The sequence below is a fragment of the Mesorhizobium sp. P2_E7 genome, assembly GCF_056403855.1.
The window spans coordinates 864,652-890,188 of record NZ_JBFUER010000001.1 but is presented as its reverse complement, the minus strand read 5'-3'; the positions used below and the strand labels follow the sequence as shown (position 1 = coordinate 890,188).

Sequence of the window (25,537 nt, the reverse complement as noted above, 5' to 3'; positions counted from 1 at the left end):
TGACCAGACTTCTTCAGTCGACCCCAGACTTTCTTCAATCGACCTTGGTCATCGCCGCCGCTTTGCGCTCATTGGCGATGAGCCAGAGATTTCTGACATAAATCAGCATGCCCATGGCCTGGCCGGCGATGAACACCGGGTCCTGGCGCACGATGGCATAGATCAGCAGCAGGCCGCCGCCGAACAGGGAAAAGAACCAGAAAGCGACCGGAACGACGCTGCGCTTGGCCTTTTCCGAAGCGAGCCACTGCACGACGAAACGCATGGTGAAGAAGAACTGGGCGACGAAGCCGAGCAGGATCCAGGCGTCGAACTGCTTGATGAAAACCTGATGCAGCCAGGTTGCCAGCTCCTGAAACACGTTAGCCATGCGTGATTTCCTCTACCTTTGGCATCCTGCGGCGCCGGCGCCGAAGCCACCAGACGCCGGCGAGATCGAGCGCGCCTTGCAGGCCGCGGTCGAAGATGCCGTAATTCGACTTGCCGTGACGGCGGGAGCGGTCGACGACGTCGCAGTGCACGACACGGTAGCCTTCCTGGATGACCAGCGCCGGAACAAACCGATGCGTGCCGTCGAAGAACGGCAGTTTGCGTAGGATATCGGTATGGATCGCCTTCAGGCCGCAGCCGGTGTCGCGGGTGTCGTCATGCAGGATCGCGCCACGCAGCCAGTTGGCGAAGCGCGACGCCAGCTGCTTGATCTTGCTGTCGCGACGCCTCAGCCGCTGCCCTTGCGCGGCGCCGACATCAGGCCCGGCCTGGCCCAGCGCGTCAACCAGGACGGGGATATATTGGGGATCGTTCTGGCCGTCGCCATCGATGGTGGCGACGATGGCGCCGCGCGCCGCCCAGGCGCCCGAGCGCACCGAAAGCGACTGGCCGGCGGATTTTTCGTGGCGCAGCTGACGAAGCGGAAACGGGCGTTTGGCCGCCTCGGCGGCAAGCACGGAAGCCGTATCGTCGGTCGAACCGTCATTGACGACGATGATTTCGAAGTCGCGTCCGGTCATCGCGGCCTCGATCTCGTCGATCAGAAGCGGCAGGTTCGCCGCCTCGTTGCGGCAAGGAATGACGATGGATATCAATGCGTCCGGCATATGTCGCGTCGGGCTCTGTCACAGGATATGGCATTTTGGCGGATGCCGTGCGGTGCCGTTCCAGCGGATCTAACCCCGTTGGCGCGGCGCCTCATTACGCCAGCCGGCACGATGAAGCAAGCGCGCGCGGCGGCGCAGCCTATGCCGTCTCTGCGGACGCAAAACCGGAAACCACTTTTGCTTCGGCCGCTTGGATGCTAAACGCCCGCGTTCAAATCACGCCGGGCGGTTGGGGCCCGGCGCTTTCAGGAAGAAACAATGTCCGCCTTCAAATCCGATTTCCTGCGCGTCATGAGCGAGCGCGGTTTCATCCACCAGATCTCGGATGAGACCGGGCTGGATCAACTTTTCGCGAAGGAAACGGTAACCGCCTATGTCGGCTACGACGCCACTGCGACCAGCCTGCATATCGGCAATCTGATTTCGGCGACCATGCTCTACTGGATGCAGGAGACCGGCCACCGGCCGATCGCGCTGATGGGCGGCGGCACCTCGATGATCGGCGATCCGTCCTTCCGCGACGACCAGCGCAGCCTTTTGACGCCCGAGGCGATCGCCACCAACATCGAAGGCATCAAGCGCATTTTTGGCCGCATCCTGCGCTTCGGTGACACCGGCAACGACGCCATCATGGTCAACAATGCCGACTGGCTGATGAAGCTCAACTATGTCGAGTTCCTGCGCGATGTCGGCCGCCACTTCTCGGTCAACCGGATGCTGACCTTCGACAGCGTGAAGCTCAGGCTCGATCGCGAACAGTCGCTGTCGTTCCTCGAATTCAACTACATGATCCTGCAGGGCTATGATTTCGTCGAGCTCAGCCGCCGCCACGACTGCCGGCTGCAGATGGGTGGTTCGGACCAGTGGGGCAACATCATCAACGGCGTCGATCTCGGCCACCGCATGGGCACGCCGCAGCTTTACGCGCTGACCACACCGCTTCTGACGACATCGTCGGGCGCCAAGATGGGCAAGTCCGCCAAGGGCGCGGTCTGGCTGAACGGCGACCTCTTCTCGCCCTATGATTTCTGGCAGTACTGGCGCAACACCGAGGACGCCGACGTCGAGCGCTTCCTGAAGATCTTCACCCGCCTGCCGCTGTCGGAGATCGCGCGGCTGGCCGCCCTTGGCGGTTCCGAGATCAACGAGGCCAAGAAGGTGCTGGCGACGGAAACCACGGCCATCGTGCACGGCCGCGAGGCGGCGCTCGCGGCCGAGGAAACTGCGCGCAAGACGTTCGAGGAAGGCGTGACCGCCGATTCCCTGCCGACCGTCGAGGTCGATGGCGCGGCGCTGGAGGCCGGCATCGGCATCCTGTCACTGCTGGTCACTGCCGGGCTCGCCGGGTCCAACGGCGAGGCACGGCGTCACATCCAGGGTGGCGCCGTGCGCCTCAACGACCAGCCGGTGGCGGACGATCGGCGCATGATGACGCCTCAGGATCTCAGTCCAGAAAACGTCGCAAAGCTCTCATTGGGCAAGAAAAAGCACGTTCTGGTGCGGCCGGTCTGACCGGACACATCAGGCGGAAACATAATCTCGGCCGTAACGACATTTGGCTGAAACACACCTCTTGCTACTTCCTGCTGCCGAAGCGCTACCGGATCGTGCAGGAGGCATCCATGGATCAGTCGGCTGTTGTCATTCGTCGCGCGACGGAGCGAGACCACCAGGCAATTCGCGCCTTGGTGCGTTCCGAGCGCCTGAACCCAACCGGCATCAACTGGCCGAACTTCCTGGTCGCGATAGCAGAAGGCCGGATAATCGGCGCAGTGCAGATGCGCAAACATACCGATGGCTCGCGCGAAGTCGGATCGCTCGTCGTGGCCAAGGAAGCGCGAGGCCACGGACTCGCTTCGCGGCTGATTGATACGCTGCTTGCCGACGATCGGAAGCCTATCTGGCTGATCACGGCCGCGGCCAATGCCGGCGCCTATTCACGATGGGGCTTTGAGCAAATCGAGGTACGGGCGGCACCGGCGAAGATAAGACGCAACCATCTGATGGGCAGCATGGCGCGCGTCATCTCCTTCTTCAAGCGGCGACCGATGCGACGGCTGGTGGTTCTCGAACGTCGCCCGATAGACAGACGGATGACTGCGTGAAAATCCGCCCCGAGCCTTCAGGGCGAAAGCGGTCTGGGCGAACGCGCACCCGCTTGGAATCGAATTCGGTCTTTCGGCGGGCTGTTCGTTCTAGCGATATTCGAAGATCGACCGGAAGATTCCCGGCGCGATCACCGATAGCGGATTGATGTCCAGCACCGGCTTGTTGGCATTGCCCTTGAGCCGGTAGGTGACGCCGATCAGGCCGCGGTCGCGGCCATTGCCGAGCAGCGCGCCGACCAGCGGCAATTCGCCGAAGATTCGGTTGAGGCCATAGGCCGGCATGAACGTGCCGGTCATGTCCATATTGTTGTTCTGGTCGTAGAGCGTGCCCTGGAAAGTGGTGCCGATGCGCGGGCCGCGCAGCACGCCATTGGCCAGCTTCAGGTAACCGCTTCCCTTGTCGATCTCGGAATAGCCGCGCTCAAACTTTACCCGCGAGGTGTCGATCTTGCCTTTGACCGCTTCGTTCAGGCTACGGTTGTCGCCCACCGGCGTGGTCGATACGATCGAGGCGAGCTTCGGTTCGTCGACGATGAAAAAGTTGCTCGAGTCGACCTGGCCCCGCATCGGCCCATCGGCCGCACCGCTGAGCGCCAGCGTGATCGATCCGCCTTCCATGTGTTCGTAGATGTTGAGGAAGCGCAATATGGCGCCGGCGTCGGCGGATTTCATGTTGAGCGTGCGCGCGCCGTTTCCTGTGGTGTTGCTGATGGTGATGGCGGCCCCCGAACTTGCCGTGGCGCTGACCTTGAGCCCGTTTACCTTGGAGCCGGCGGCGCTGTAGTCGAGCTTCAGATTTGACAGGACCTCGTCGTGGAACCCGGTCAGCGAATTGACATCGGCGCTGACCGAAACCGCATCCGTGCCAGTGGTCTTGGTGGCGGTGTCGACGTCGGAGGTGAACTGCTTGATCAGCGAGCGGGCGTCGAGCGCATTGCCGCTGACGTCGACCGCAAAGCCCTTGCCCGACCGCTTCACCGTCACGGCTACGTCGTCGCCCCTGTTCAGGGCGACCTTGCTAAGGCGCGCCGACGACAGCGCGCCCTTGACCAGCACAACATCGCCTTCGACCGAAAAGCTCTTTCCGTCGAGGTCGAAGTCGGACAGCGTTGTGGTATCGCCCGACTTCTCCATAATGAAAGTGGCATTGGCAGGAATGCCCGGCCCCTTGCTCCAGCCGGCCCAGGGAATATCCAGCCTGGCGCTGGTCAGGTCGACCGCGACGTTCTGGCTGCCGCCTTCACCACTCTTGTCGATCGCTACCTTGATGGTGCCGGAAATCAGCGGCGACAGGCCGGGCATGGCGATGGCACGCATCTTGTCGTCGAGCACAAGGGCCACTTTGCGGCTGCGCGGCGGTCCGTCATCCCTGAGCGGCTCGACCAGATCGAGCTCGGCCGGAATGCCGTTCAGCTTTGCATCGGCCGAGATCACCGCCTTGTCAGGTCCGATTTCGATCGAACCGTCGGCATCGGTCACCGTCTGGTCTTCGAACGGCTTGGCGAGCGACAGGTCCTTGTAGTCGAGCGACACCAGCCAATCGAGCTTCGAAGTATCGACACCGGACTGCAGCGGAATGTCGGCCTTGACGTGGCCGGTCACCGTGCCGGACAGGTCGTCCGGCGCAATACCGACATGGCGCATGGCGTTGATCGGTTCGTAGGAGGCGAGCTCGGCGATGGCCGGCGCCTCGCCGGCGACTTCGATGTCGAGCGCACCGATCACCGGCGGGTGGTTCGCCGCCTTCACCGCCAGCGTGCCATTGCTTGCCGCCACGGTGCGGCCGCTCGGCATATAAACGCTTCCCGAGGACAGCGCTATGTCGACGTCGTTGCCGTGGAAGGAAACCTCGCCGACGGCGTCGCGTATTGGCGGGATGCGGCCGGCCGTGTCGAAGCGCGAGCCCTCGATCTGGAACCGCCCGAACACTTCATCCGCCGAAAGAGGCACGCCGTTGCCGAGGCGCCCCGGCACGACCTGGAACTGCAGGCTGGCGTCGACCACACGGCCGCCAAACAGGTTCTGCAGCACCCACAGCCGTGCATTCTTGGCGGAAAACCAGGGCCACAATTGCTTGACGTGCGAGACCGGCATGTCGTGGACGTTGAGCGACAGCGAAATGCCTGGCGGCCCGTTGTCGATGAAGGCAAGTGCGGCTGTGCCCAGCACCTCGCTGCCCGATGCCGACCTGACGCCGATCTGCTCGGCGACGAGCTTTTGGCTCCTGGTCTGGTAGACGCCGGCAATGCGGGCAATGAAATTCAGCGCTGGTTCAGGTGATTCCGCAGGCGCCAGCGTCGAGCCGTCGCTGGTCAGGTCGTAGCGGTAGGAAGGCTCCTCGCCGGCGACACCGGTCGCCGGCTTGGGCCCGATCGAGCCGGCGAAATTGAATGTCGAACGGCCGGTCTTCAAAACCAGCCTGCCGACATCGATCTTGTTGGAGCCGGAGACAAGCGTGGCGTCGACGTCGACATCGGCCGGCAAAAGCCCGCGCGTGCCGAGATCGAGCACCGAGCCGGTCAGCGACAGCGAGGCCGTCAGCCGGGAATCGCTCTCGCCAGAACCTTCAGCCCCCGTCAGCTTCAAAGCGATCGCGCCGGTTTTCCCACCGGCCTCTGGCGTTGTCTCTGGAATGGCCGCCATGTCGATGGCCGCATTCAATGCAGTGACCCGCTGGGAGGTCGTATCGCGGGTAGCGGTTGCAGTGACAGTGAGCGCCCGGCCATCGATATCCGCGTCGGACGAAAACTCCATGCTGCCGGGGCCAGACTGCAGCACAGTGGCGTTGGCGATCGTGACCAGTTTGACCGAGCCCGCCTCGGGCAGTTCGAACGCAACATTCTTGAGATCGATCCGGCGCATCGACTCCTCGCGCACGGCATCGAGCGCATGGTTGACGTGGCCGAAGACTGCGGCGGCCAGTTTTTCCGGATCGATGAGGCCATCTTGATTGCGCAGCTCGGCTGTCCAGTCGCCGCCCGACGGCATGGAAGCAGTGACGATGTGGGCGTCGGAAATCCTGGCGCTGGTCAGCCGCACCTCACCCGACAGCAGCGGGATCAGCCTAATGCCGAAACGGACGCGCCCGGCATCGGCCATCGGCTTGCCGTCGGCAGTCTTGACGCTGACATCGCTGACCTGCAGCGCAATGAAGCTCGAGCCGTCCAGTGTCAGGCGGGCCGGACCGACGGCGACATTGACGTCGAAACCGGCGAGTTTTTCGATCGCCGTCTCGGCTTCCGCCCGCAGCCGCTCGCTGCCGATGCCGGTGGCGCCGACGACATAGACGGCAACGGCGGCCAAAAGCACCAGGGCGACGACGCCGGCAAACATTCGGGCAAGGATGCGAAAGCCGCGGCCGATCCGCGCCTTGCCGAGCGGCGGCACGCTGCAGGCAGACGGGAAAGTCCCCAGGTCGGTGATCTCGTCACGCCTGAACCGGATTTTCTCGTGCTGCGGTTCTTCCTGATCCACGCAATTTTCCGTTGGACTAATTCGATCGTGGACGAATCCCCGCTCGACACTATAACGATGCAGCCTGGCGCGTAACCTCAAACAAGGGCATCGATATGGCTGATCTCGACATTGGCGACGCTGCTCCGCAATTCGACCTGCCGCGCGATGGCGGCGGCTCGCTCAGCCTTGCCGCGTTGCGCGGAAAACCCGTCGTACTTTACTTCTATCCGCAGGACGACACCACAAGTTGCACCAACGAGGCGATCAGCTTTTCGCAGCTGAAGCCGGAGTTCGAGAAGGCCGGCGCCGTCGTGATCGGCCTGTCGCCTGACAGCGTCAAGAAGCACGACAAGTTCAAAACCAAATACGATCTCAGCGTCGATCTGGTTGCCGACGAAGAGCGCAAAGTGATCGAGGCCTACAATCTGTGGGTCGAAAAGACGATGTATGGCCGCAACTATATGGGCGTCGAACGGGCGACGTTCCTGATCGGCAAGGACGGCCGGATCGCCGGCATCTGGCGCAAGGTCCGGGTCAAGGGCCATGCCGAAGAGGTGCTGGAGGCGGTGCGCGCGCTCTAATCTCGCTGCGCGCAGTTTGACGGACTGATCCGCACGAGGCACGGCGAAACCCTGCCTCGCCTTCAGCCCATGTCTCGTCCCGACAAGGCTGCAACCGTCGCGTTGCAGGCGGCTGAGTAAAGTCACCGACCGTTAACCTTAATGATGTGTAATCAGGCTTCGTTGGTGTCGTAACGAAAGCTTGGTCCCGTGAACCCAACCGGTCAGTCAACGGTCTTCGGCAGGCGCAAGGAGCCCCATACGGTCATCATTGCGCGGGGCAATGAAATCCGACATTTCACCATTCGGCCATGGCTCGTCGCCTTTCTCGGCTCGGCACTTGCGGCAATAGCCATCGGCTATCTGCTGGCGACCTCCTATCTCGTGCTGCGCGACGATCTCATTGGCGCCACCACGGCCAGGCAGGCGCGCTTGCAGCAGGCCTATGAGGATCGCATCTCGGCATTGCGCGCGCAGGTCGACCGCATCACCAGCCGCCAGCTTCTCGACCAGAAACTGATGGAAACCAAGGTCAGCGAACTGCTCGAGCGGCAGAGCCAGCTCAGCCAGCGCCATGGCCGCCTCGGCCCGATCCTCGAACGAGCTGAAAATGAAGTCGGAACGCCGCCCGCCGCGGATGTGGCGGCAAAGCCCGACGAGCATGCCGAACTGACCGGGAGCGAGCCGCTGGCCTATTCGGTCGCCAGCCTCGGTTCGGCCGACACCAGGCCGTTCTCGCTGTGGTCGACCCGCTCCGATCCTTTGCCCAGCGAAACGGCGGCGGACCGTGCCGACAAACTGTTCGTCTCGATCAACGATTCGCTGAAGGCCATCGAAAGCCAGCAGCTCACCCGTATCGCCACGCTTGCCGACAATGCCTACAAGAATGCGGATGCCATCACCCAGGCGCTCGAGGCGGCCGGCCTGCCGGTCGACAGCGATTTCGGCAAAAACGAAAGCGATGTCGGCGGGCCGCTGATCCCGCTGGACTCCTCGATGATGTTCGATAGCAAGGTCAAGGAACTCGACGAGGCGCTGGATACGCTCGACCAACTGAAGAAAGAGGCGCGGCGGCTGCCGCTTGCCAATCCCGCCCCCGGCCACTCCGTCACCAGCCCGTTCGGCGTGCGCACCGATCCCATTCTCGGCACCGCGGCCCTGCATTCGGGCATGGATTTCCGCGCACCGATCGGCATGGCGGCCAAGGTCACGGCGGCCGGCGTCGTCACCAAGGCCGGCTGGAACGGCGGCTATGGCCGCATGGTCGAGGTCGACCACGGTAATGGCTTTGCTACCCGCTATGGCCATTTGAGCGAAATCGACGTGGCCGTCGGGCAGAAGCTGGCGGCCGGCGACATCGTCGGCAAGACCGGCAGCAGCGGCCGCTCGACCGGCCCGCATCTGCACTACGAAGTCCGCCACAATGGCGAGGCCATCGATCCGCTGCGCTTCCTGACCGTCGGCAAGAAGGTCGAGCAGTACCTCTGAGGGTCAAGCGACCCGGTTGGTAACCAGCTCCTCGTTCGGCGCCCTGCTCACTGACTTTCGCGTTCGGACGTCGCGCTATCCTGGCGCCATGACAGTCCGCCACGATTCTCCGGCGTGAATGCATCCGACTGCAGACCAAGCACCCGGGCCGTCGTGACTTGTCCACCGTTCGTGGCAGAGCCTCGTTGACTCGACGCCAGTTGTAGGATGATATGCATCACCCTATAGCCCAACATCATCTCACGGCCGCTGATGACCATGCATGCTCTTTCGCCAGACGCTCTCGGTGCCCTGCGGGACGCTGTCGGGCCTAACGGCGTGACCGTCGATGCCGCCGGCATGGCGAAATATCTCGGCGACTGGTCGGGCGATCATCATGGCGCAGCACTGGCCGTGCTGCGGCCGGCTTCGGTGGCCGAAGCCCAGGCGGTGGTGAGGCTCTGCGCCTCGCTCGGGTTCGGCATCATTCCGCAAGGCGGCAACACCGGCCTGGTGGCGGGCGCGATCGATATCGAGACCGCCGGCTCGGTGGTCGTCAGCCTGGAACGGCTGAACACCATCCGCCGCGTCGACGCCGATAATTTCGTGCTGCAGGCCGATGCCGGCTGCATCCTGCAGACGGTGAAGGATGCTGCCGACGCGCAGGATTGCCTGTTTCCGCTGGCGCTCGGCGCCCAGGGCAGCTGCCAGATCGGCGGCAATGCGGCGAGCAATGCCGGCGGCATCAATGTGCTGCGCTACGGCATGGCGCGCGACCTCATCCTCGGCCTCGAAGTGGTGCTGCCGGACGGTGAGATATGGAATGGCTTTTCCGGTCTGCGCAAGAACAACACGGGCTATGATCTGAAACAGCTGTTCATCGGCTCGGAAGGGACGCTCGGCATCATCACCGGCGTCGAACTAAAACTGTTTCCAAAGCCGGTCCGGACCGAGACCGCCTATCTCGGTCTTGCTTCGTTCGAAGCGGCGATCGCGCTGTTCCGGCAAGCGCGCCGGGCCTCGGCCGATCTGATGTCGGCCTTCGAGATCATCGGTTCGGAATGTATGGCTTTGGCCCGCCTGATCGACGCCAACATCGTGTCGCCCGTCGAGGCGCCTGTCCATGTGCTGATCGAACTGTCGGCCAGTGCGGCCATCGACCTGCGCGCGCTGCTGGTCGATTTCCTCGCCGAGGCGATGGAGAGTGGCCAAGTCATCGATGCCGTGCTCGCCGAAAGCAGCGCCCAGGCAAAATCGTTCTGGGCTATCCGCGAAGGGCTGGTCGAGGGCCAGGCCAAGCGCGGCTACCACGTGCGCACCGATCTTTCGGTGCGGATCTCGGATATCCCTGCCCTCATCGATCAGGCGCGGCGCTTCGTTGCTGAGGACCATCCCGGCTGGGTGGCGCTGGCCTACGGCCATGCCGGTGACGGCAACATCCATTTCAACGTGCTGCCGCCGGAAGGCCTTGCCGAAAGCGAGGTCCGCACCCGAGGCACAGAGATCACCGCGGGGCTTTACCAGATCGTCCATGAACTCGGCGGCTCGATCAGTGCCGAGCACGGCATCGGCCGCACCCGCCACCGCACTTTCGTGGCTGGCCTGTCGCCTGTCCATCGCCGCCTCATCGGCACGCTGAAAGACGCGCTCGACCCGCAAGGGCTGATGAATCCCGGCTGCCTTCTGCCGGCAACGGAGACCGCTCTATGAAGCAAAGACTGGCCGCCATCGGTACCGTCGAGACGCTGCCGCACCGCGTCGCGACTTTTCTCGGCCGCGAGATCGAATCCGGTGACCTCAGCCCGGGCACAAGGCTGCCGACGGAACAGGAGCTGTCGGAAAAATTCGGCGTCAGCCGCAATGTCGTGCGCGAGGCAATCGCCCAGCTCAGGGCCGACGGCATGATCGAGGCGCGGCAAGGCATCGGCGCCTTCGTGCTGGCGCCGGAGCAGCGGGCCTCGATCCGCATCGACGGCGAGGCGCTCAAAGAGGGGCAGAACATGGAGCGGCTGTTCGAGCTGCGCTGCATCCTGGAAGCTGAGTCCGCGGCCCTTGCCGCCGAGCGGCGCGGCCAGGACCATCTCGACGCCATTAAGGCCGCACTCGACCGCATGAGTGGCGAGGAGCGCTGGGAGGAAGGCAGCATCGACGCCGACCTTCTGTTCCATCGCGAGATCGCGCGCGCCACCGGCAACAGCTACATCCACACCTTCATCTCCTTTGTCTGCGAGCAGATCCGCCGCTCGATCTATTACGCGCGGCAGACCAACCCGCTGCACGATCTGGTCGAGGTCAATGTCGGCGAGCATGTGCGCATCTACGAGGCGCTGGTTGCTGGCGATCCCGCAGCCGCGGAAGCGGCCATGCGCGCCCACATCATCGGCGCGGCCGAGCGCGTTGGCGTCACGCTGCCGGCCGCGCGGCGCCTGACGACCAGCAGGGGGATTTAGCCATGCCGCTCGGGGGTGATTACGCGATTTCGGATGTCTGCCTGCTGGTCGAGGACATCGGGCGCACCGTGGACTTCTATGTCGACAAACTCGGCTTCCGGCTGCGCCGACGCGCCGAAGGCTTTGCCGATTTCCACGGCGAGGGCGTGACGCTGGCGGCGTGGGAGATCGACCACATCAGCCAGCATACCGGCGTATCGAAGCTCCGGTCGCCGCGCCACGCGCACAAGGTCTGCGTGGCGGTCAAGCTCGACAAGCCCGCCGACATCGACCGGCTGCATGGCGAGCTCAGCGCCAAGGGCGTGCCCTTTTACGGCCCGCCGGAAGACTATGTCTGGAATGCGCGCTGCGCCTATTTCACCGACCCGGACGACACGCTCTGGGAACTATACGCCTGGCTCGACGGCGGCCCCGGCGACTACCACGACGAACAGCCGTAGACGACAGCGCGCCGTGGGAGCGGTGCGCAATGAACAGAGCAACGCTTGCAACAGGAGCGAAAAATGAGTGGGAACAAGCATTTCGAAATGAACCGCCGCAGCTTCGTGACATCCGGCATCGCCGCCGTGGCGGCCGCATCGGCCGGCATGCAGCTGGTGCTGACGCCCGGCGCCAGGGCCGCGGGCAAAGTCGTCATCCAGTACGACTGGCTGGTGTCGAACGGACAGATCGGCGACATCGCCGCTGTCGCCAATGGCTATTTTAAAGACGCCGGCCTCGACGTGGAGTTCAGCCCTGGCGGACCGAATTCCGCGACCGTGCCGCCGGTGGTCTCGGGTTCGGCCCAGCTCGGCCAGTTCTCGGAGACGCCGCAGCTGTTTGCTGCGCGCGCCAGCGGCGTGCCGGTGAAAATAATCGCCTGCGGCTTCCGCACCGGCCCCTATGCCTTCACCTCGAAGCCGGCCAAGCCGATCCGCGGCGTCGCCGACCTCAAGGGCAAGAAGATCGGCATCCAGCCGACGGCGCGCTTTGTCATCGACGAGATTCTGGCCAAGAACGGCATCGACCCGGCTGACGTCACCGTCGTCAATGTCGGCTTCGACAAGGCGCCGCTGGTGCGCGGCGACGTCGACGCCATTGGCGGCTGGATCACCAACACCCAGGCGCTGAGCGTCGTCGGCGACGACCGCATCGACCTTCTGGTGCGCGACCTCGGCCTGAGTTCCTACGCCGATGTCTATTTCGCCACCGACGCGGCGATCGAGAAGGATCCGGAGACGTTGGCGAAGTTCATCGGCGCCGTCGGCAAAGGCTGGGGCTGGGTGCACGCCAATCCGCAGGAAGCGGTGAAGAAAATGGTCGCCGCCTATCCGGAAATGGATCTCGGCTGGGAGGAAAAGACCGTCAATCTGGTGCTGAAACTGTCCTTCGACGGCGCGACAGCCAAGGATGGCTGGGGAACTTTCGACCCGGCCTCGCTCGAGGAGCAGCTGGCACTGCTCGACAAGGTCGGGCAATACCCGAACGGACGCCCGGCCGCGGCCGATGTCTACACGACCAAGATCCTCGAATTGTCGGCCACTGAGCGGCCCAAGCTCGACGCGCCTGCTGCCTGATGGTGAGTGCTATCGAGGCGAACAGGCTGGATGTCGGCTATGGCGGCCGGCATGCGGCCGTCAAAGTGCTCTCCGGCCTCGACCTGACCGTCGCGGCCGGCTCGTTCCTGTCGATCCTGGGACCATCGGGCTGCGGCAAGTCGACCTTGCTCAGGGTCGTTGCCGATTTGCTCGACCCGCTCGGTGGCACGATCAGCGTGCTTGGCGACACACCGCATGCGGTGCGTTCGCGCCGGGATGTCGGCTTTGTCTTCCAGGATTCGACGCTGCTGCCGTGGCGTAGCGTGCGCGACAATGTGCGTCTGCCGCTCGGTGTCGGGCAAGGCAGCCTGACCCGCCAGATCGAAGACCGCTCAGAGGAACTTTTGGAGCTGATGGGGCTTGGCGGCTTTGGCGAGCGGCTGCCGCACCAGCTTTCCGGCGGCCAGCGGCAACGCGTCGCGATCGCCCGCGCCCTGCTCGGACAGCCAAAGCTGCTGTTGATGGACGAGCCGTTCGGCGCACTGGACGAAATCACCCGCGACCGCCTCAATGACGAGTTGCTGGCGCTGTGGCGGCGCACCGGCACGACCATCCTGTTCGTCACCCATTCGATTGCCGAAGCGGCCTATCTCGGCGAGCGCGTCATCGTGCTCGCCGCCAATCCGGGGCGGCTGGTGAAGGATCTCGACATGCGGCCGTTCAAGCAGGACGGCAACCGCTGCACGCGCGAAGACCCGGCAATCGTCGCTGCCATGGCTGAATTACGCAAAGCCCTGGAACTGGCCCCATGAGACAGGAGCCCTTGCCGCCGACGCTGGCGATCGCCCTGCCCGTCCTGGGCGCCGTTTCCATCCTGCTGACCTGGCAGTTCCTGCTGCCCTGGCTCGGCGTACCGGCCTATATCGTGCCGACGCCGACCGCCATACTGGGTGTGTTCCATAAGAGCTTTTCCCTGCTCGTTAACAATCTCTGGCCGACGCTGATCGAGGCGCTCGCCGGCTTTGCCATCGGCAATCTCGCCGGCGTGCTGCTGGCTGTGCTGTTCGTGCACAACCGTGTGCTGCAGGCCGCCTATTTCCCGATCGTGCTGTTCTTCAACACCATCCCGATCCTGGCGCTGTCGCCGATCATCATGCTGATCTTCGGGCTGGGCATGACGCCGAAGATCGTCATCGCGGCGGTGATCTGTTTCTTCCCGACGCTGGTCAACATGATCCGCGGGCTGGATTCGGCCGGCAGCAACGAGCACGAGCTGTTTCGCGTGCTGTCGGCGACGCGCTGGGAAGTGTTCTGGAGCCTGCGCCTGCCGCGCGCGCTGCCGATGCTGTTCTCATCACTCAGGATTGCCTCTGCGACCGCCGTGATCGGCGCCATTGTCGGCGAATGGATCGGCTCCGACAAAGGGCTCGGCGCACTGATCATCCAGGCGTCCTTTAACTACCAGTCGGACCGCCTCTATGCGGCGATCGTGCTGTCATCGGGCCTGTCGATCGTTCTTTTCTGCGCCGTGGTGCTGATCGAACGCCGGGCGATCAAATACTGAGCGCCGTCAGGCGGCATCGTCCGGCGGTGTCGACAAAAACATCGCCGCCGCTGAAATCATGGTGGCGACGCCGGCTTTCAAGGCGGCCTCGTCGACGCGAAACCTGGCGTGGTGGAGCGGGTAGACCGATCCGACCTCGTCATTGCGGATGCCGAGCCGGAAATACACTGACGGACGTTTTTCGCTGTAGTAGGCAAAGTCGTCGGCAATGCTCCATCCCGGCAGGTTAAGGACATTGTCGGCGCCGATGGCCGCCTTGGCGCCAGCAAGGATCAGTTCGGTCATCTCGGCATCGTTGACGACGCCGGGCTCGCCCTGGTGGATGTCGACCTGCACGGTGGCGCCATGGCTTGCCGCGATCCCCTCCACGATTTCTCGAAGCCGGCGCCGGGCGCGCTCGCGGGTGGCGTCGCTGCCGCTGCGGACGGTGCCTTTCAGCGTGACCTTGCCTGCGGTGACATTATAGGCGTTGCCGCCATTGATGGCGGTTACCGAAATGACCAGCGGGTCGTAAGGGTCAGTCTCGCGCGCAACGATCTTCTGCAATTCGCCCACCATCGCACAGGCGACAGTCAGCGCGTCGACGCCCTCATAGGGTTTTGCCGCATGCGCCGCCGAGCCGGTGACCAGCACGTCGAACGTATCGCAGGCAAGCGTGTAGGGACCGGCGCCGACCGCGACCTTGCCGGATGCGGTGTATGGATCGACGTGGACACAGATTGCCGCATCGACATCGTCGAGCAGCCCCTCCTCCACCACCCGCTTGCCGCCTGACGGCTCGGCTTCCTCGGCCGGCTGAAAGATGAGGCGAACGGTGCCGCCAAAAGTGTCGCGCGTGCGATGCAGGTGGGTCGCCACGGCAAAGCCCATTGCGGTGTGAGCATCGTGGCCGCAGGCATGCATCACGCCGGGGTTTTCCGAGGCGAAGTCGACGCCGGACTCTTCCTCGATCGGCAAGGCATCGATGTCTACCCTTATCGCCACCTTGCGATTTGATGGCTTGCCGGTGCCGACAATATCGACGGCCAGGCCAAAGCCGGCAACATCGCGGATGTCTGATATCCCCTGCCCGGCCAGCATCTGCCGGAGATAGGCTTGCGTGCCAGCCTCGCGGTTCGACAGCTCGGGATGGCGGTGCAAATGGCGGCGGATCTCGATCATCCGGTCGAGAATTCCGGCGTCGATGTCGGGCGCGGCACCGCCCGCTGCGCCAGGCCAGTCAGGATTTGACATGGATGTCTCGCGGGAATTTGGTCAGCGTCTCGTTGCCGGTCTCGGTCACCAGAATGGTCTCGCTGATTTCGATGCCCCAGCCATCCATCCACATGCCGAGAATGGAGTGCACGACATTGCCGGGCTGCAGCACCGTCTTGTCGCCGGGTCTCAGGCTGATCGTGTGCTCGCCCCAATCCGGCGGATAGGCGACGCCGATGGAGTAGCCGATGCGCGATTCCTTCTTCAGCCCGTAGCGCTGGATGACCTTGCGCCAGGCGGCTTCGACCGCTTCGGCCGATGTGCCCGGCCTGACCGCGTCGAGCACCGCATCCATGCCTTCGATCACAGCCTTTGCCGTGTCGGCGACACGCGTCGGCGTTTTGCCCAACTGCATTGTCCGGGCCAACCCGGCGGCATAGCGGCGGCAGACGCCGGCCAGTTCGAGCGCAATCGTCTCGTCTTTGCCGAACCGTCGGTCACTCCACATGATGTGCGGCGCGGACGCATTTTCGCCGCCGAGGATCGTCGGCGGCAGCGCGGTGATGTCGCCGGCAAAGTCCGGGCTGCCGGCGATCTGCGCCGCCTGGATCGCGGCAATGGCATCGCATTCGCGCACGCCGGGCGCGATGACCTCGTAGGCGCGCGTAACCGCCGCCTCTGCCAGCTTCGATGCCTTGCGCAGATAGGCGATTTCGGGTGCGGATTTGACTGCGCGGATCCAGTTCACCACGAGGTCGGCGTCGTGCCATTTTGCATTGGGCAGACCGGCGACGAGCCGGGCATGGGCCTTGGGCGAGAAATAGTAGGCTTCGAGCTCGATACCGATAGGACGGTTGCCCCAGCCCTTGGCAACGATCCAGGCCGCGATCCAGTCCATCGGATGACGGTCGGCGCGCTGGACATGGTCTTCGGGAAAACCGACCACATTTTCAGGCTTCATCCAGGCCGTCAGCAGGCCGCCGGCCGCATCCATGGCGCGGCCGATCCAGACCGGCTCGGCATCCTCTTCGATCGGAACCAGCACCACCTGCGGCGTGTAGAACGACCAGCCGTCATAGCCGGTGATGTAATGCTGGTTGGCGACATCGTTGACGACAAGAAGCTCGAGCCCCCGCTTTGCCATCTCGGCGCGGATTTTCGTGAGCCGCTGCTGGTACTCGCCGCGCGCAAAAGGCAATTCGATCATCGGTTTTCCCTGCTGGATCATCGGCCAGGCGAGCCCCGCGCCCGCCTGACGTCATGCACCAATGCGGTGGTTTTGACGCCGCTGCAATCGGCCAGCGCGGCGCATGGGACAGGTCCTGCATCTTGTGCCAGATCTGTCACAAATTATTTTTGAATTCCATTTGACTGAATAAATTGCGTGTGCAAGTCTTGCCTCTCCCACGGGAGAGGGAAAATGGCACTACGGGGAACCAACCAGGAGTTCGGACGGCCTTACAACCGGCGCATCGTGCTGGAGTCCATTCGTCTTCATGGCCCCATCGCCCGCGGCGACATTGCCAGCCGCGTCGGCCTCACCGTCCAGACCGTCTCGACCATCGTTCGCGAGTTGGAAGAGCACGGCTATGTACTGTCGCTGCGCGAAGAGCCGCGCGGGCGCGGCCTGCCACCGGCGACGCTCCGGATCAACCCTGAAGGCGGCTATGCCGTTGGGATCCACCTCACCCCGCTCGGCATCGACGCTGCACTGATCAATCTCAGCGGCGATGTCATCGAAAGCACGCATCGCGAGGCGCCGCACGCAACGCCCGACCATGCCTTCGAGCTGATCGGCGCCATAGTGCCGGAATTGACCGCGCTGCGGCCCGGCGGCCGCGTACTCGGCATTGGCATGGCGCTGCCGGGCCCGTTCGGCGTGGAATCGATGAGCTTTGTCGGCCCAACGACCATGGCCGGCTGGAAGGATGTCGCGCTGCCGGAACGGCTGACGGCCTCGACGGGGCTGCCGGCCTTCTTCGAAACCGACATGGCGGCGGCCGCCATGGGCGAGCGTCTCTATGGCCTCGGTGCCGGCTATTCCGAATATTACTATCTCTATTTCGGCGTCGGCCTCGGCGGCGCCATCGTCCATGACGGCGCGGTGATGCGCGGCGCCTGGGGCAATGCCGGCGAGATCGGACACATCCCCGCCGTTCCCGGCGGCGAACTCTGTCCGTGCGGCAATCACGGCTGCCTCGAACGCTACCTCTCGCTGGAAGCGCTGCGCCGCCGCAACATCGGCGAAGCCGCTTGGGTGGCCGAAGTCGCCCCGGTCTTCCGCAACGCTATCGTCACCATCGAGAACCTATTCGACCCCGAAACCGTCATCCTCGGCGGGCTCGCCCCCACCGACCTCCTGGAGAGACTGGTCGGCGCGGCGGCGCAGCTTCCCAATTCGATCTCGGCGCGGCGCGACCGCAAGACCCCGCGCGTGATGGTCGCCACCGGCGGCCAGCATTCGGTGCTGCGCGGCGCCGCCGCTTTGGCCGTGTCCGGCGTGCTCTCGCCGCGCTTCGGCCAGATGTTCATTGCCGAGCGCGAGCGCCGGTCAGACCTCATGCACAGCAAGGGAGTGGCGGCATGACCGAACCGCTGCTGGTACTCGAAAACGTCACCAAGAATTACGGCGCCATCCAGGCGCTGAGAGGCATCAGCTTCTCGATCGGCAAGGGCGAGGTCGTGGCGCTGCTTGGCGACAATGGCGCCGGCAAGTCGACGCTGGTCAAGATCATCGCCGGCGGCCTCGAGCCGAGCTCGGGCCGCATGTTGTTCGAGGGCAAGGAGTTTCTGGCGAAATCGCCGGCGGAGGCCAAGGCGGCGGGGATCGAAACCGTCTACCAGGACCTGTCGCTGTGCACCAATGTCGACGTCGTCGCCAATTTCTTCATGGGCCGCGAGATCACCAGGAAAGTGCTCGGCATCCCGATTCTTGACGAGCGCGCCATGGAGGCCGTCGTCGGCAAGGCGCTGGCAAGTGCGGGCACCCGCATCCCATCGCTGCGCACCAATGTCGAGCACCTCTCCGGCGGCCAGCGCCAGGCGATCGAGCTCAACCGCTTCGTGCATTGGGGCGGCAAGCTTGTGCTGCTGGACGAGCCGTTCGCAGCCCTTGGCGTCGAACAGACCAGGCGTGGCCTCGAGATGATCCGCCAGGTCGCCAACCAGGGCATCGGCGTCGTCATCATCACCCACATCATGCAACAGGCCTTCCAGGTCGCCGACCGAATCGTGGTGATCCGGCAAGGCGTCGTGGCCGGCGATGTCGCACGCAACAAAACAAGTCCCGATGCGGTGATCAACATGATCACCGGTGAGACGCTTGCCGGTGCCGGACCGGCGAGTTGAGGGACAAAAGAGGGGTCCGGTAATAAAAGAGGAGCGAACGACATGAAGCGAATATTAGTTCTTGTCTTCGGTATCCTGGCACTGGCTCTTGCCTCGCTCACGCCGGCAATGTCCCAGACCAAGGGCACCGTCTACTATCTGGTGCCGACACTGCTCGATGAGTTCCAGACCGGCTCGGTGACCGCGCTGGAACTGTTCCTCAAGCAGGTCGGCTATGACTTCAAGACGCTGAACGCCGACAACAAGACCGACGCCCAGCAATCGCAGATGAACGACGTCATTGCGCTGAAGCCCGCGGCGATCGTCCTTGCGGCGGTCGATTTTAACGCGCTGAAGCCGTCGGTAGAGGCGGCTCGCGCCGCCGGCATTCCGGTGGTCGAGTTCGACCGCCAGATCACGTCCACTCCGTCCGACTTCACCTCGGTGGCCGGCACAATCGAGATCGGCTACGTCGCGGCCGACCAGGCCGAGAAGCTGCTGAAAGCCAAGAACGGCGCGGTTAAGGGCAAGATCCTGCAGGTGCTCGGCGATCCCGGCGATCCCTACACGCTGGACATCCAGAGGGGCTTCGAGGAGAAGATGAAGGCGTTCCCGGACGTCAAGATCATCTCGCTGCCCGCCATGCAGTGGGAAGCGAGCAACGCCGGCACCATCGTCGCCGACCAGATGCTCGCCAATCCTGACATCGACCTGATCTTCAGCCATGCCGCGCATCTCTCGGTCGCTGGCGTCGCCTCGCTCGAGGCCGCCGGCAAGAAGCCTGGCGACGTCATGATGATGAGCTCGAACGGCGCTCCGGTCGGCCTCGACCTGATCCGCAAGGGCTGGCTCAATGTCGAGGTCGAGCAGCCGCTCTATGCCCAGGCGGCAGCCATCGCCATGTTCATGGACAAGATCGTCAAGAAGGAAGAGATCAAGCCCGGCGAGTATGACGTGCTTGGCCTGAAATCGACAGTGACCAAGGAAGCCTGGGGGCCGAACATCAAGATCCCGGGTGCCGCGATCACCAAGGAGAACGTCGACAACCCGGCCTTCTGGGGCAACCAGAAGCCTCCGACGGAAACCGTGAAGCCAATCGAATAAGATCGCGAGGACCGCTCCGGGCCACACCGGGCCCGGAGCGCCCTCAAAAGCGCCGCGTACACGCATCGCGCGACGGAACAACACCCTGAAACCAGCGCGTCAACCGGATCAGCCCATGAACCCTCACACCCGCCAAACGCTCGAGCTCGTCCTCGACAATCTCGTCTGGTTCATGCTGGTCTTTGTGTTGATCGTCTTTTCCATCTTCGTTCCCAACTATTTCCAGCTCGGCATCTTCGCAAACATCATCGAGGCATCGAGCGTGCTCGGCGTGATGTCGATCGGTCTGTCGCTGGTCATCATTGCCGGCCATATGGACCTGTCGGTGGAATCGGTGGCCGCACTCAGCGCCATGACGGTCGGCATTCTGTTCTGCTCGTCGGGCATCGGCATGGGCATACAGCTCAGCCCGCAATGGCTGATGGTTCCGGTCTCGCTGCTGATTGCGCTGATCGTCGGCGGCATCATCGGCGCCTTCAACGGTTACCTCGTGGTCAAGGTGAAGATGAGCGCCTTCATCATCACGCTGGCGTCCTACATCTGGGTGCGCGGCCTGGTGCTGGTCATCTCCGGTGGCCGCTCGGCGCAGGACCTGGCGCCGGCCATCCGCTGGTTCGGCATCCAGCGCCTGATCGGCCTGCCGCTGACCGCCTGGATCGCGGTCGCCTGTTTCGTTCTTTTCTCGCTGATCATGGCCAAGACGCCGTTCGGCCGCCACCTGATCATGATCGGCGGCAATGAGACCGCAACCTTCCGCGCCGGCATCCGCGTCAACCGCAATCTGATCATTGCCTTCGTGCTTGCAGGCGCCATTGCCGGCCTTGCCGGCTGGCTGCTCGCCATCCGCACCTCCGGTGCCACCGCCAATCTCGGCACCGGACTGCTGTTCAACGCCTTTGCCGCCGTCGTCATCGGCGGCGTCAGCCTGAAGGGCGGCGTCGGCACTCTGCCCGGTGTCTATGCCGGCGTGCTGCTGCTCTCATCCATCAACACGGCGATCAACCTGATGGGCTTGCCGGCCAATTTCACCCAGGTGATCCACGGCCTGCTGGTGCTCGCCGCCGTGCTGCTCGACGCCTTCAAGCAAACCATTCGCCAACGACTCGCGTAAGAGGACGGCTCGCATGACCGGACGGCTGCAAGACAAGGTCGCGCTGATCATCGGCAGCGCGCGCGGCATCGGCAAGGGCATCGCGCAGCGCTTTGCCGAAGAAGGCGCAAGGCTGGTGCTGGCCGACAGCGAGGCCGAGGCAGGTCAGGCGACAGCAGACGAGCTCGGCGCTGCCTTCGTTCGCACCGACATCTCGCAAATGACCGACGCCGAGGCTGCGGTGGCGCTGGCGTTGAGCCGCCACGGCCGTCTCGACATTGTCGTGCAAAATGCCGGCATCTACCCTTGGCAGCTGATCGAAAACACCAGTCCGGACGACTGGGACCGGGTGATGGCGGTCAATCTGCGCGGCACGTTCAACGCCACGCTGGCGGCCCTGCCGCCGATGAAGGCGCAGCGTTACGGGCGCATGCTCTACACCTCGTCGATCACCGGCCCGCACGTCACCAGCCCCGGCCACGGCCACTACGGCGCCAGTAAGGCCGGCATCAACGGCTTCATTCGTTCGGCGGCGCTGGAATTTTCCGGCTACGGAATCACCGTCAACGGCGTCGAGCCGGGCAACATCCTGACCGAAGCGATCGAGCTGCACCGCGGCGCCGCCTATATCAGGAACATGGAGGATTCCATCCCGTTGGGACGCCTCGGCAGCCCGCGCGATGTCGCCAACGCTTTCCTGTTCCTCGCCTCCGACGACGCCAGCTACATCACGGGTACGACCATTGTCGTCGACGGCGGCCAATTGCTGCCGGAAGGCAAGGATTTTAGGCTGCTGCCGCCTTGATCTTTGCATTAATCGGCAACGGAACGGGCTGCGCTCCCTGGCGACGAGAGGTCATTCCAGCGAAAGATACAGCGCTTGCTGCGTCGGCGATCCGACTTCCCCTATAAGTTGCATGGAACCCGAATACTTCTCGAAAGTTGTTCATCAAGTGCCGATCAAGGGAGGTACTTGTGAATGCCAGACAAAATCAGAGCCAGCTACATCTTCCAGCGGGCGCATGCTTTGGCAGAAGACGGTTTCCATCAGTCGCCGGCCGAGATTGTTGCCACGTTGCTGGCCGAGGGCTTTCCGGAAGCAACCGAGCTGCTGAACTCCGAAAACATCCGTGCCGATCTTCGCCGGCTTTGTAGTGCCGCGACCGCCAACGGGCGGCAAGTCGCCAAGAATCTGGGGCTTCGATATTGACGCGCATAAAGGCAATATCGGCGGGGTTCGCCCCTGCGCATGTGCCTTACGGCTGACTGCCAGCGATCAGCCGGGTTTCTTGTAAAGCAGCAGCTCAGGCCGGTACTCGAAATGCATGGTGTCGTAATGATACCAGCGCCCGCCCCAGATGAAGCCGTTTTTCTCAAACAATTCCACGATTTCCAGCGGAATCCGGTTCTTGAACGGGATGTGTGCCTTGGGGTCAGTCTTGTTTCTGTTGTTATACCAATAGTCGGAGAAACCGACATTGATGTCGAAGGCCGCGCCGAAGGAGTGGACGCTCAGACGGTTGGTTCCGGCGATGGGCCGCCAGACAAAGCCGCCGCCGGGCTTGAGCCCGTAACGGCTCAGCTCCGCCGGCATGGCCTCCATCGCATCGGAGATCTTGCCCAGCCGGTCGTTGATGGCGAAAATTTTGGTCACCTGCACGGTCTTCTTGCCGAGTTTCGGCAGCCATTTGACGTTGGCGATGTGCTTGCCCACTTCCGCGGCACTTGCCCCATAAAGCTTCTCGAAGAAAGCTTCGTTGCGGATACGACCGGGGTCGAAATCCTCCGCCGGGACCAGCGCGCCCTCCGCTGCCGTCGGATAGACGTAGCGAAACATGTCTTCGATGTCGGGGCTCTCCAGCAGCGCCTCGGCGTCGCGCGCCTTGCCGTCGTCCCACACCATGGTGGTGCCGTCGGTCCAGGTCAGGACATTGCCCGAGATGGTGAAAAGTCCGGGATAGGCCTTGAGCAAGGCCGCTTTGGCGGCCGGCTGGTCCACGCCATCGCCCGCATTCGCTGCATATGCGAGGCGCCCGATGCCACAGATTGCGAAGACGAACATCAGCCGAAACAGCAGGCGCTTGGGATGGTCGATCATTGTCCTGCTTCTCCGGAGAGCCAATCGATGCCCAAGACCCCTTATCAAATCTGGGTCGACGGCGGCACCTCCCTGGCCCGAAAACAGGAATTCAGCTCATCCCGATTGTTGGCAATGGCTTTCGTTCATCTTGCGTTTGGCTAGGCTGCTGTAAGATGGCGCGTGAATCAATAAGGGAGACAAGTCGTGTCAAAAACCTCCAGCACCCTGATCCGGATGGTGTTCACATTCATTTGCCTGGTCGGGTTGGCCTCGGCCGCTTCTGTTCTTTTCCCGGCTACAGCGTCGGCCCAGCGGATGCAGCGATGCGCTGACGAGGGTGGCATCTGCCGCCTGCCCTATCCAGCCGAAGTGGTCTATGGCGCGCGCGGCCAGACCACCTCCCGCTTTTTCGACCGTCGCGCCGTGCCCTGTTCAAACCGCGTCTTTGGCGATCCCGCGCCCGGCCGCGACAAGGCTTGCTATATCGTGACGCGCCGCGGCGGTGACGATTATAGCGACAATGACGACGACAATTACGGCGACGACGACTACGGCCAGGGCCGTGGCCGTTGGGTGGCCTGCGCCAGGGAGAATCAGTACTGTGATTTCCGTGGCCGCAAACTGGTCCGCTACGGCGCGCGCGGCCAATACGTCCAAGGCGTTTTCAGGAATGGCGTTATGTGCAACCTCGACACCTTTGGCGAGGACCCCATCCGCCGCGTGAAGAAGGCCTGCTACGTCAAGCAGTAGTCTGTCAGCAGCAGAAAGGCGGGCGTGGCTGGTTGTGGCCGCGCCCGCGCCACCGATCATACGCGGCTGACTTGCGGGCGTGAAAGGCGATTGAAGCCGACGACTGGACTGGTGTCCGGGACAATGGTGGGCGATGACGGGCTCGAACCGCCGACATCTTCGGTGTAAACGAAGCGCTCTACCAACTGAGCTAATCGCCCGCTCCGGGCCGGACCTTTAAGCGGTCGCAACGGGCTTCGCAAGGCCAAATGAGCAGGCGTGAGCTTAGCCGCATAGCGGTTTTCCCGGGCAAAACGCCGCCTGTCAAAAAACCTTCTCCTGTTTGCGTTTATGCTGCCCAGCTGCGCTTGACACCCGGTGGCGAACCCCTTATCCACCGCCCCAACGACGAACACGGCTGACACGTGCTCGTCAAATGCGCGGGTGTAGCTCAGTTGGTTAGAGTGCCGGCCTGTCACGCCGGAGGTCGCGGGTTCGAGCCCCGTCACTCGCGCCATTTCTCTTCAAGGGTCACGATCCTTGGTGCCGGAGAAATGTCGACGTTGATGTCAAAAATGTCTCCTTGGATGCATTAATTCAGATTGATCGCCTTGCAGCGATCAATAGCTGCGCGCGGTGTGGCTCAGAGTGCCGGCCTGTCACGCCGGAGGTCGCGGGCTCGAGCCCCGCTCGCAGCATTTCCCTCGATGCCTTCCGATTCCCGCCTGTAGATCAGGCGGACGACGAGGCCGACGTATCCAAGCTGAAGAATGACCATTGCAAGGACAGCCCAGCCGAGCGCCTTCCAGACGGATCCAGTTGCCATGTCGGCCCAGATCGCAACGACGAACGACGTTGCGAACATGCCCACCAGAAATTGCGGAAAATACATAATGGCCCAGCACCCAATGTTTCGGCGATTCAGGCTGCTTTCAAATTGGCAGATAAAGAGCCCGCAGCTTCATTTTCAGAAGCGGCGGGCCCCAATCGCCCCCCGGCTGCCTGGAGCGATGGATGCTCCCGGCATTGCTGACAGTGCAAATGCGGTGCCAAACCGTCGCCCCATTACGGGACACCTATGCCAACGGCGCAAGACCGGATTGCCGATTAACATTATCTGTTGCTAATATGCCACCCTGACCGGAAGGGACCAAGGTGGCGCGGTTTCTGGCAGGCTTGTTGGCAGCGACGCTAGTGGCGTCGGCAGGCCGATGCTGGTCCAACGACACCTCCAGGCAAATCTCCGAAGACGCACTGAGAACGATCAGCGCCCAGATGTATTCCGGCATCCTGAGCCAGGAAATGCATGCAGGGACGCCGCTACCCGCAAAGCCGCATCGAGAATGGTTTCAAAAGGCACTTCGAGGAAATGAGGCTGCGTTGATCGCGGATGGGTACACGATCGTGCCCGATGTGACAGAGAGCAATTCACAGTGGACTCGTTCGGAGATGGCTTTTGACGCCAAACGGCGTCTTGGCATGCCGCGCCAATTCGGTTGCCTTGATGCCTATTGGCTCGACGACAATCCTGACTGGTAAGGCGGCAAGAGACGTGGTCGAGATCAAACCTTCGCCAGCAGCGTTTCACGTAGCGGCGGAAGTTGGCCAGCGTCACCCCCGTCATGGTTGCACCACCGGGGTCATCCGGATTGTCCGACCAACCGCCCTCGTTCACCAGCACGAGCTGAAGGGCTCTCGCGAAGTTGCGGTCCGTAGTAGTTCCTTTCCGCCCTCGCGAGCAGTGGTTAGAATACATTTTTGAAGATGAGGATGTTGTTTCTTGGCCGCTGGTGG

General features: G+C 63.2%; 24 protein-coding genes, 2 tRNA genes and 1 pseudogene. 19 read left to right on the top strand and 8 right to left on the bottom strand.

Annotation, left to right across the window (positions count from 1 at the left end; genetic code table 11):
• Positions 1-34 precede the first annotated feature (34 nt).
• Positions 35-370, bottom strand: coding sequence for a lipid-A-disaccharide synthase N-terminal domain-containing protein (locus tag AC1DYC_RS04480; protein WP_142868074.1), 336 nt, complete (start codon positions 368-370; stop codon positions 35-37).
• Positions 363-1,097 carry a glycosyltransferase family 2 protein gene (locus tag AC1DYC_RS04475; protein ID WP_477404300.1) on the bottom strand — a complete coding sequence of 245 codons (735 nt, stop codon included), beginning with the start codon at positions 1,095-1,097 and terminating at the stop codon, positions 363-365. The genes AC1DYC_RS04480 and AC1DYC_RS04475 overlap by 8 nt, the downstream gene beginning before the upstream one ends.
• Positions 1,098-1,355: 258 nt before the next feature.
• Between AC1DYC_RS04475 and tyrS the strand changes: the two genes are divergently transcribed.
• Together tyrS and AC1DYC_RS04465 are read left to right on the top strand one after the other, a co-directional pair.
• Positions 1,356-2,609, top strand: a complete 1,254-nt coding sequence (gene tyrS / locus AC1DYC_RS04470) for a tyrosine--tRNA ligase (protein WP_477404298.1) — start codon at positions 1,356-1,358, stop codon at positions 2,607-2,609.
• A gap of 110 nt (positions 2,610-2,719) precedes the next feature.
• Complete coding sequence (locus AC1DYC_RS04465; protein ID WP_477404296.1) at positions 2,720-3,202, top strand: GNAT family N-acetyltransferase; 483 nt, start codon at positions 2,720-2,722, stop codon at positions 3,200-3,202.
• Between the two features lie 90 nt (positions 3,203-3,292).
• On the opposite strand, the gene AC1DYC_RS04460 is transcribed toward AC1DYC_RS04465, so the two are convergent.
• Entirely contained in the window at positions 3,293-6,679 is a 3,387-nt protein-coding gene (locus AC1DYC_RS04460) for a hypothetical protein (protein WP_477404294.1), read from the bottom strand.
• Positions 6,680-6,774: 95 nt separating this feature from the next.
• Between AC1DYC_RS04460 and AC1DYC_RS04455 the strand changes: the two genes are divergently transcribed.
• The 8 genes from AC1DYC_RS04455 to AC1DYC_RS04420 all read left to right on the top strand — a co-directional run bounded on the left by AC1DYC_RS04455 (position 6,775) and on the right by AC1DYC_RS04420 (position 14,219).
• Positions 6,775-7,242: a peroxiredoxin gene (locus tag AC1DYC_RS04455; RefSeq protein WP_477404292.1), complete on the top strand. Its 468-nt coding sequence runs from the start codon at positions 6,775-6,777 to the stop codon at positions 7,240-7,242.
• Between the two features lie 189 nt (positions 7,243-7,431).
• Positions 7,432-8,709 carry a M23 family metallopeptidase gene (locus tag AC1DYC_RS04450; protein WP_477404290.1) on the top strand — a complete coding sequence of 426 codons (1,278 nt, stop codon included), beginning with the start codon at positions 7,432-7,434 and terminating at the stop codon, positions 8,707-8,709.
• 318 nt (positions 8,710-9,027) lie between these two features.
• On the top strand, positions 9,028-10,398 hold the full coding sequence (locus AC1DYC_RS04445) for an FAD-binding oxidoreductase (RefSeq protein ID WP_477404288.1): 1,371 nt from the start codon (positions 9,028-9,030) through the stop codon (positions 10,396-10,398).
• Positions 10,395-11,138 carry a FadR/GntR family transcriptional regulator gene (locus tag AC1DYC_RS04440; RefSeq protein ID WP_477404286.1) on the top strand — a complete coding sequence of 248 codons (744 nt, stop codon included), beginning with the start codon at positions 10,395-10,397 and terminating at the stop codon, positions 11,136-11,138. The genes AC1DYC_RS04445 and AC1DYC_RS04440 overlap by 4 nt, the downstream gene beginning before the upstream one ends.
• Before the next feature lie 2 nt (positions 11,139-11,140).
• Positions 11,141-11,578, top strand: coding sequence for a VOC family protein (locus AC1DYC_RS04435; protein ID WP_477301508.1), 438 nt, complete (start codon positions 11,141-11,143; stop codon positions 11,576-11,578).
• Between the two features lie 87 nt (positions 11,579-11,665).
• A complete protein-coding gene (locus AC1DYC_RS04430) occupies positions 11,666-12,694 on the top strand; it encodes an ABC transporter substrate-binding protein (protein WP_477408165.1) in 1,029 nt (342 codons plus the stop codon).
• A complete protein-coding gene (locus AC1DYC_RS04425) occupies positions 12,694-13,467 on the top strand; it encodes an ABC transporter ATP-binding protein (protein WP_477404284.1) in 774 nt (257 codons plus the stop codon). The genes AC1DYC_RS04430 and AC1DYC_RS04425 overlap by 1 nt, the downstream gene beginning before the upstream one ends.
• Positions 13,464-14,219, top strand: a complete 756-nt coding sequence (locus tag AC1DYC_RS04420; RefSeq protein ID WP_477404282.1) for an ABC transporter permease — start codon at positions 13,464-13,466, stop codon at positions 14,217-14,219. The genes AC1DYC_RS04425 and AC1DYC_RS04420 overlap by 4 nt, the downstream gene beginning before the upstream one ends.
• A 6-nt stretch (positions 14,220-14,225) precedes the next feature.
• Here AC1DYC_RS04420 and AC1DYC_RS04415 read toward each other — a convergent pair whose 3' ends face one another.
• Complete coding sequence (locus tag AC1DYC_RS04415) at positions 14,226-15,452, bottom strand: M20 metallopeptidase family protein (RefSeq protein ID WP_477404280.1); 1,227 nt, start codon at positions 15,450-15,452, stop codon at positions 14,226-14,228.
• On the bottom strand, positions 15,439-16,620 hold the full coding sequence (locus AC1DYC_RS04410) for a M24 family metallopeptidase (RefSeq protein WP_477404278.1): 1,182 nt from the start codon (positions 16,618-16,620) through the stop codon (positions 15,439-15,441). The genes AC1DYC_RS04415 and AC1DYC_RS04410 overlap by 14 nt, the downstream gene beginning before the upstream one ends.
• A gap of 213 nt (positions 16,621-16,833) precedes the next feature.
• Between AC1DYC_RS04410 and AC1DYC_RS04405 the strand changes: the two genes are divergently transcribed.
• The 6 genes from AC1DYC_RS04405 (at position 16,834) to AC1DYC_RS04380 (ending at position 22,144) form a co-directional block, all read left to right on the top strand.
• Positions 16,834-18,000, top strand: coding sequence for an ROK family transcriptional regulator (locus tag AC1DYC_RS04405; RefSeq protein ID WP_477404276.1), 1,167 nt, complete (start codon positions 16,834-16,836; stop codon positions 17,998-18,000).
• Positions 17,997-18,761 carry an ATP-binding cassette domain-containing protein gene (locus tag AC1DYC_RS04400; protein WP_477266389.1) on the top strand — a complete coding sequence of 255 codons (765 nt, stop codon included), beginning with the start codon at positions 17,997-17,999 and terminating at the stop codon, positions 18,759-18,761. Before AC1DYC_RS04405 ends, AC1DYC_RS04400 begins: the two co-directional genes overlap by 4 nt.
• A gap of 42 nt (positions 18,762-18,803) precedes the next feature.
• Positions 18,804-19,844 carry a sugar ABC transporter substrate-binding protein gene (locus tag AC1DYC_RS04395; protein WP_477404274.1) on the top strand — a complete coding sequence of 347 codons (1,041 nt, stop codon included), beginning with the start codon at positions 18,804-18,806 and terminating at the stop codon, positions 19,842-19,844.
• Between the two features lie 115 nt (positions 19,845-19,959).
• Positions 19,960-20,955, top strand: a complete 996-nt coding sequence (locus tag AC1DYC_RS04390; protein ID WP_477404272.1) for an ABC transporter permease — start codon at positions 19,960-19,962, stop codon at positions 20,953-20,955.
• A gap of 13 nt (positions 20,956-20,968) precedes the next feature.
• Positions 20,969-21,739: an SDR family NAD(P)-dependent oxidoreductase gene (locus AC1DYC_RS04385; RefSeq protein WP_477404270.1), complete on the top strand. Its 771-nt coding sequence runs from the start codon at positions 20,969-20,971 to the stop codon at positions 21,737-21,739.
• A gap of 174 nt (positions 21,740-21,913) precedes the next feature.
• Entirely contained in the window at positions 21,914-22,144 is a 231-nt protein-coding gene (locus tag AC1DYC_RS04380) for a hypothetical protein (RefSeq protein ID WP_477404268.1), read from the top strand.
• Positions 22,145-22,210: 66 nt separating this feature from the next.
• On the opposite strand, the gene AC1DYC_RS04375 is transcribed toward AC1DYC_RS04380, so the two are convergent.
• Positions 22,211-23,032: a M15 family metallopeptidase gene (locus AC1DYC_RS04375; protein ID WP_477404266.1), complete on the bottom strand. Its 822-nt coding sequence runs from the start codon at positions 23,030-23,032 to the stop codon at positions 22,211-22,213.
• 186 nt (positions 23,033-23,218) lie between these two features.
• Between AC1DYC_RS04375 and AC1DYC_RS04370 the strand changes: the two genes are divergently transcribed.
• Positions 23,219-23,764 carry a hypothetical protein gene (locus tag AC1DYC_RS04370; RefSeq protein ID WP_477404264.1) on the top strand — a complete coding sequence of 182 codons (546 nt, stop codon included), beginning with the start codon at positions 23,219-23,221 and terminating at the stop codon, positions 23,762-23,764.
• A gap of 124 nt (positions 23,765-23,888) precedes the next feature.
• Here the strand turns inward: AC1DYC_RS04370 and AC1DYC_RS04365 are convergent.
• A tRNA-Val gene (locus tag AC1DYC_RS04365) sits at positions 23,889-23,964 on the bottom strand.
• Between the two features lie 219 nt (positions 23,965-24,183).
• Between AC1DYC_RS04365 and AC1DYC_RS04360 the strand changes: the two genes are divergently transcribed.
• Both AC1DYC_RS04360 and AC1DYC_RS04355 read left to right on the top strand, forming a co-directional pair.
• Positions 24,184-24,260, top strand: a tRNA-Asp gene (locus AC1DYC_RS04360).
• 638 nt (positions 24,261-24,898) lie between these two features.
• A complete protein-coding gene (locus AC1DYC_RS04355) occupies positions 24,899-25,282 on the top strand; it encodes a hypothetical protein (protein WP_477408336.1) in 384 nt (127 codons plus the stop codon).
• A gap of 49 nt (positions 25,283-25,331) precedes the next feature.
• On the opposite strand, the pseudogene AC1DYC_RS04350 reads toward AC1DYC_RS04355, so the two are convergent.
• Positions 25,332-25,499, bottom strand: a pseudogene (locus AC1DYC_RS04350) (glycosyl hydrolase 108 family protein); the annotation flags it as partial.
• Positions 25,500-25,537: the final 38 nt, after the last annotated feature.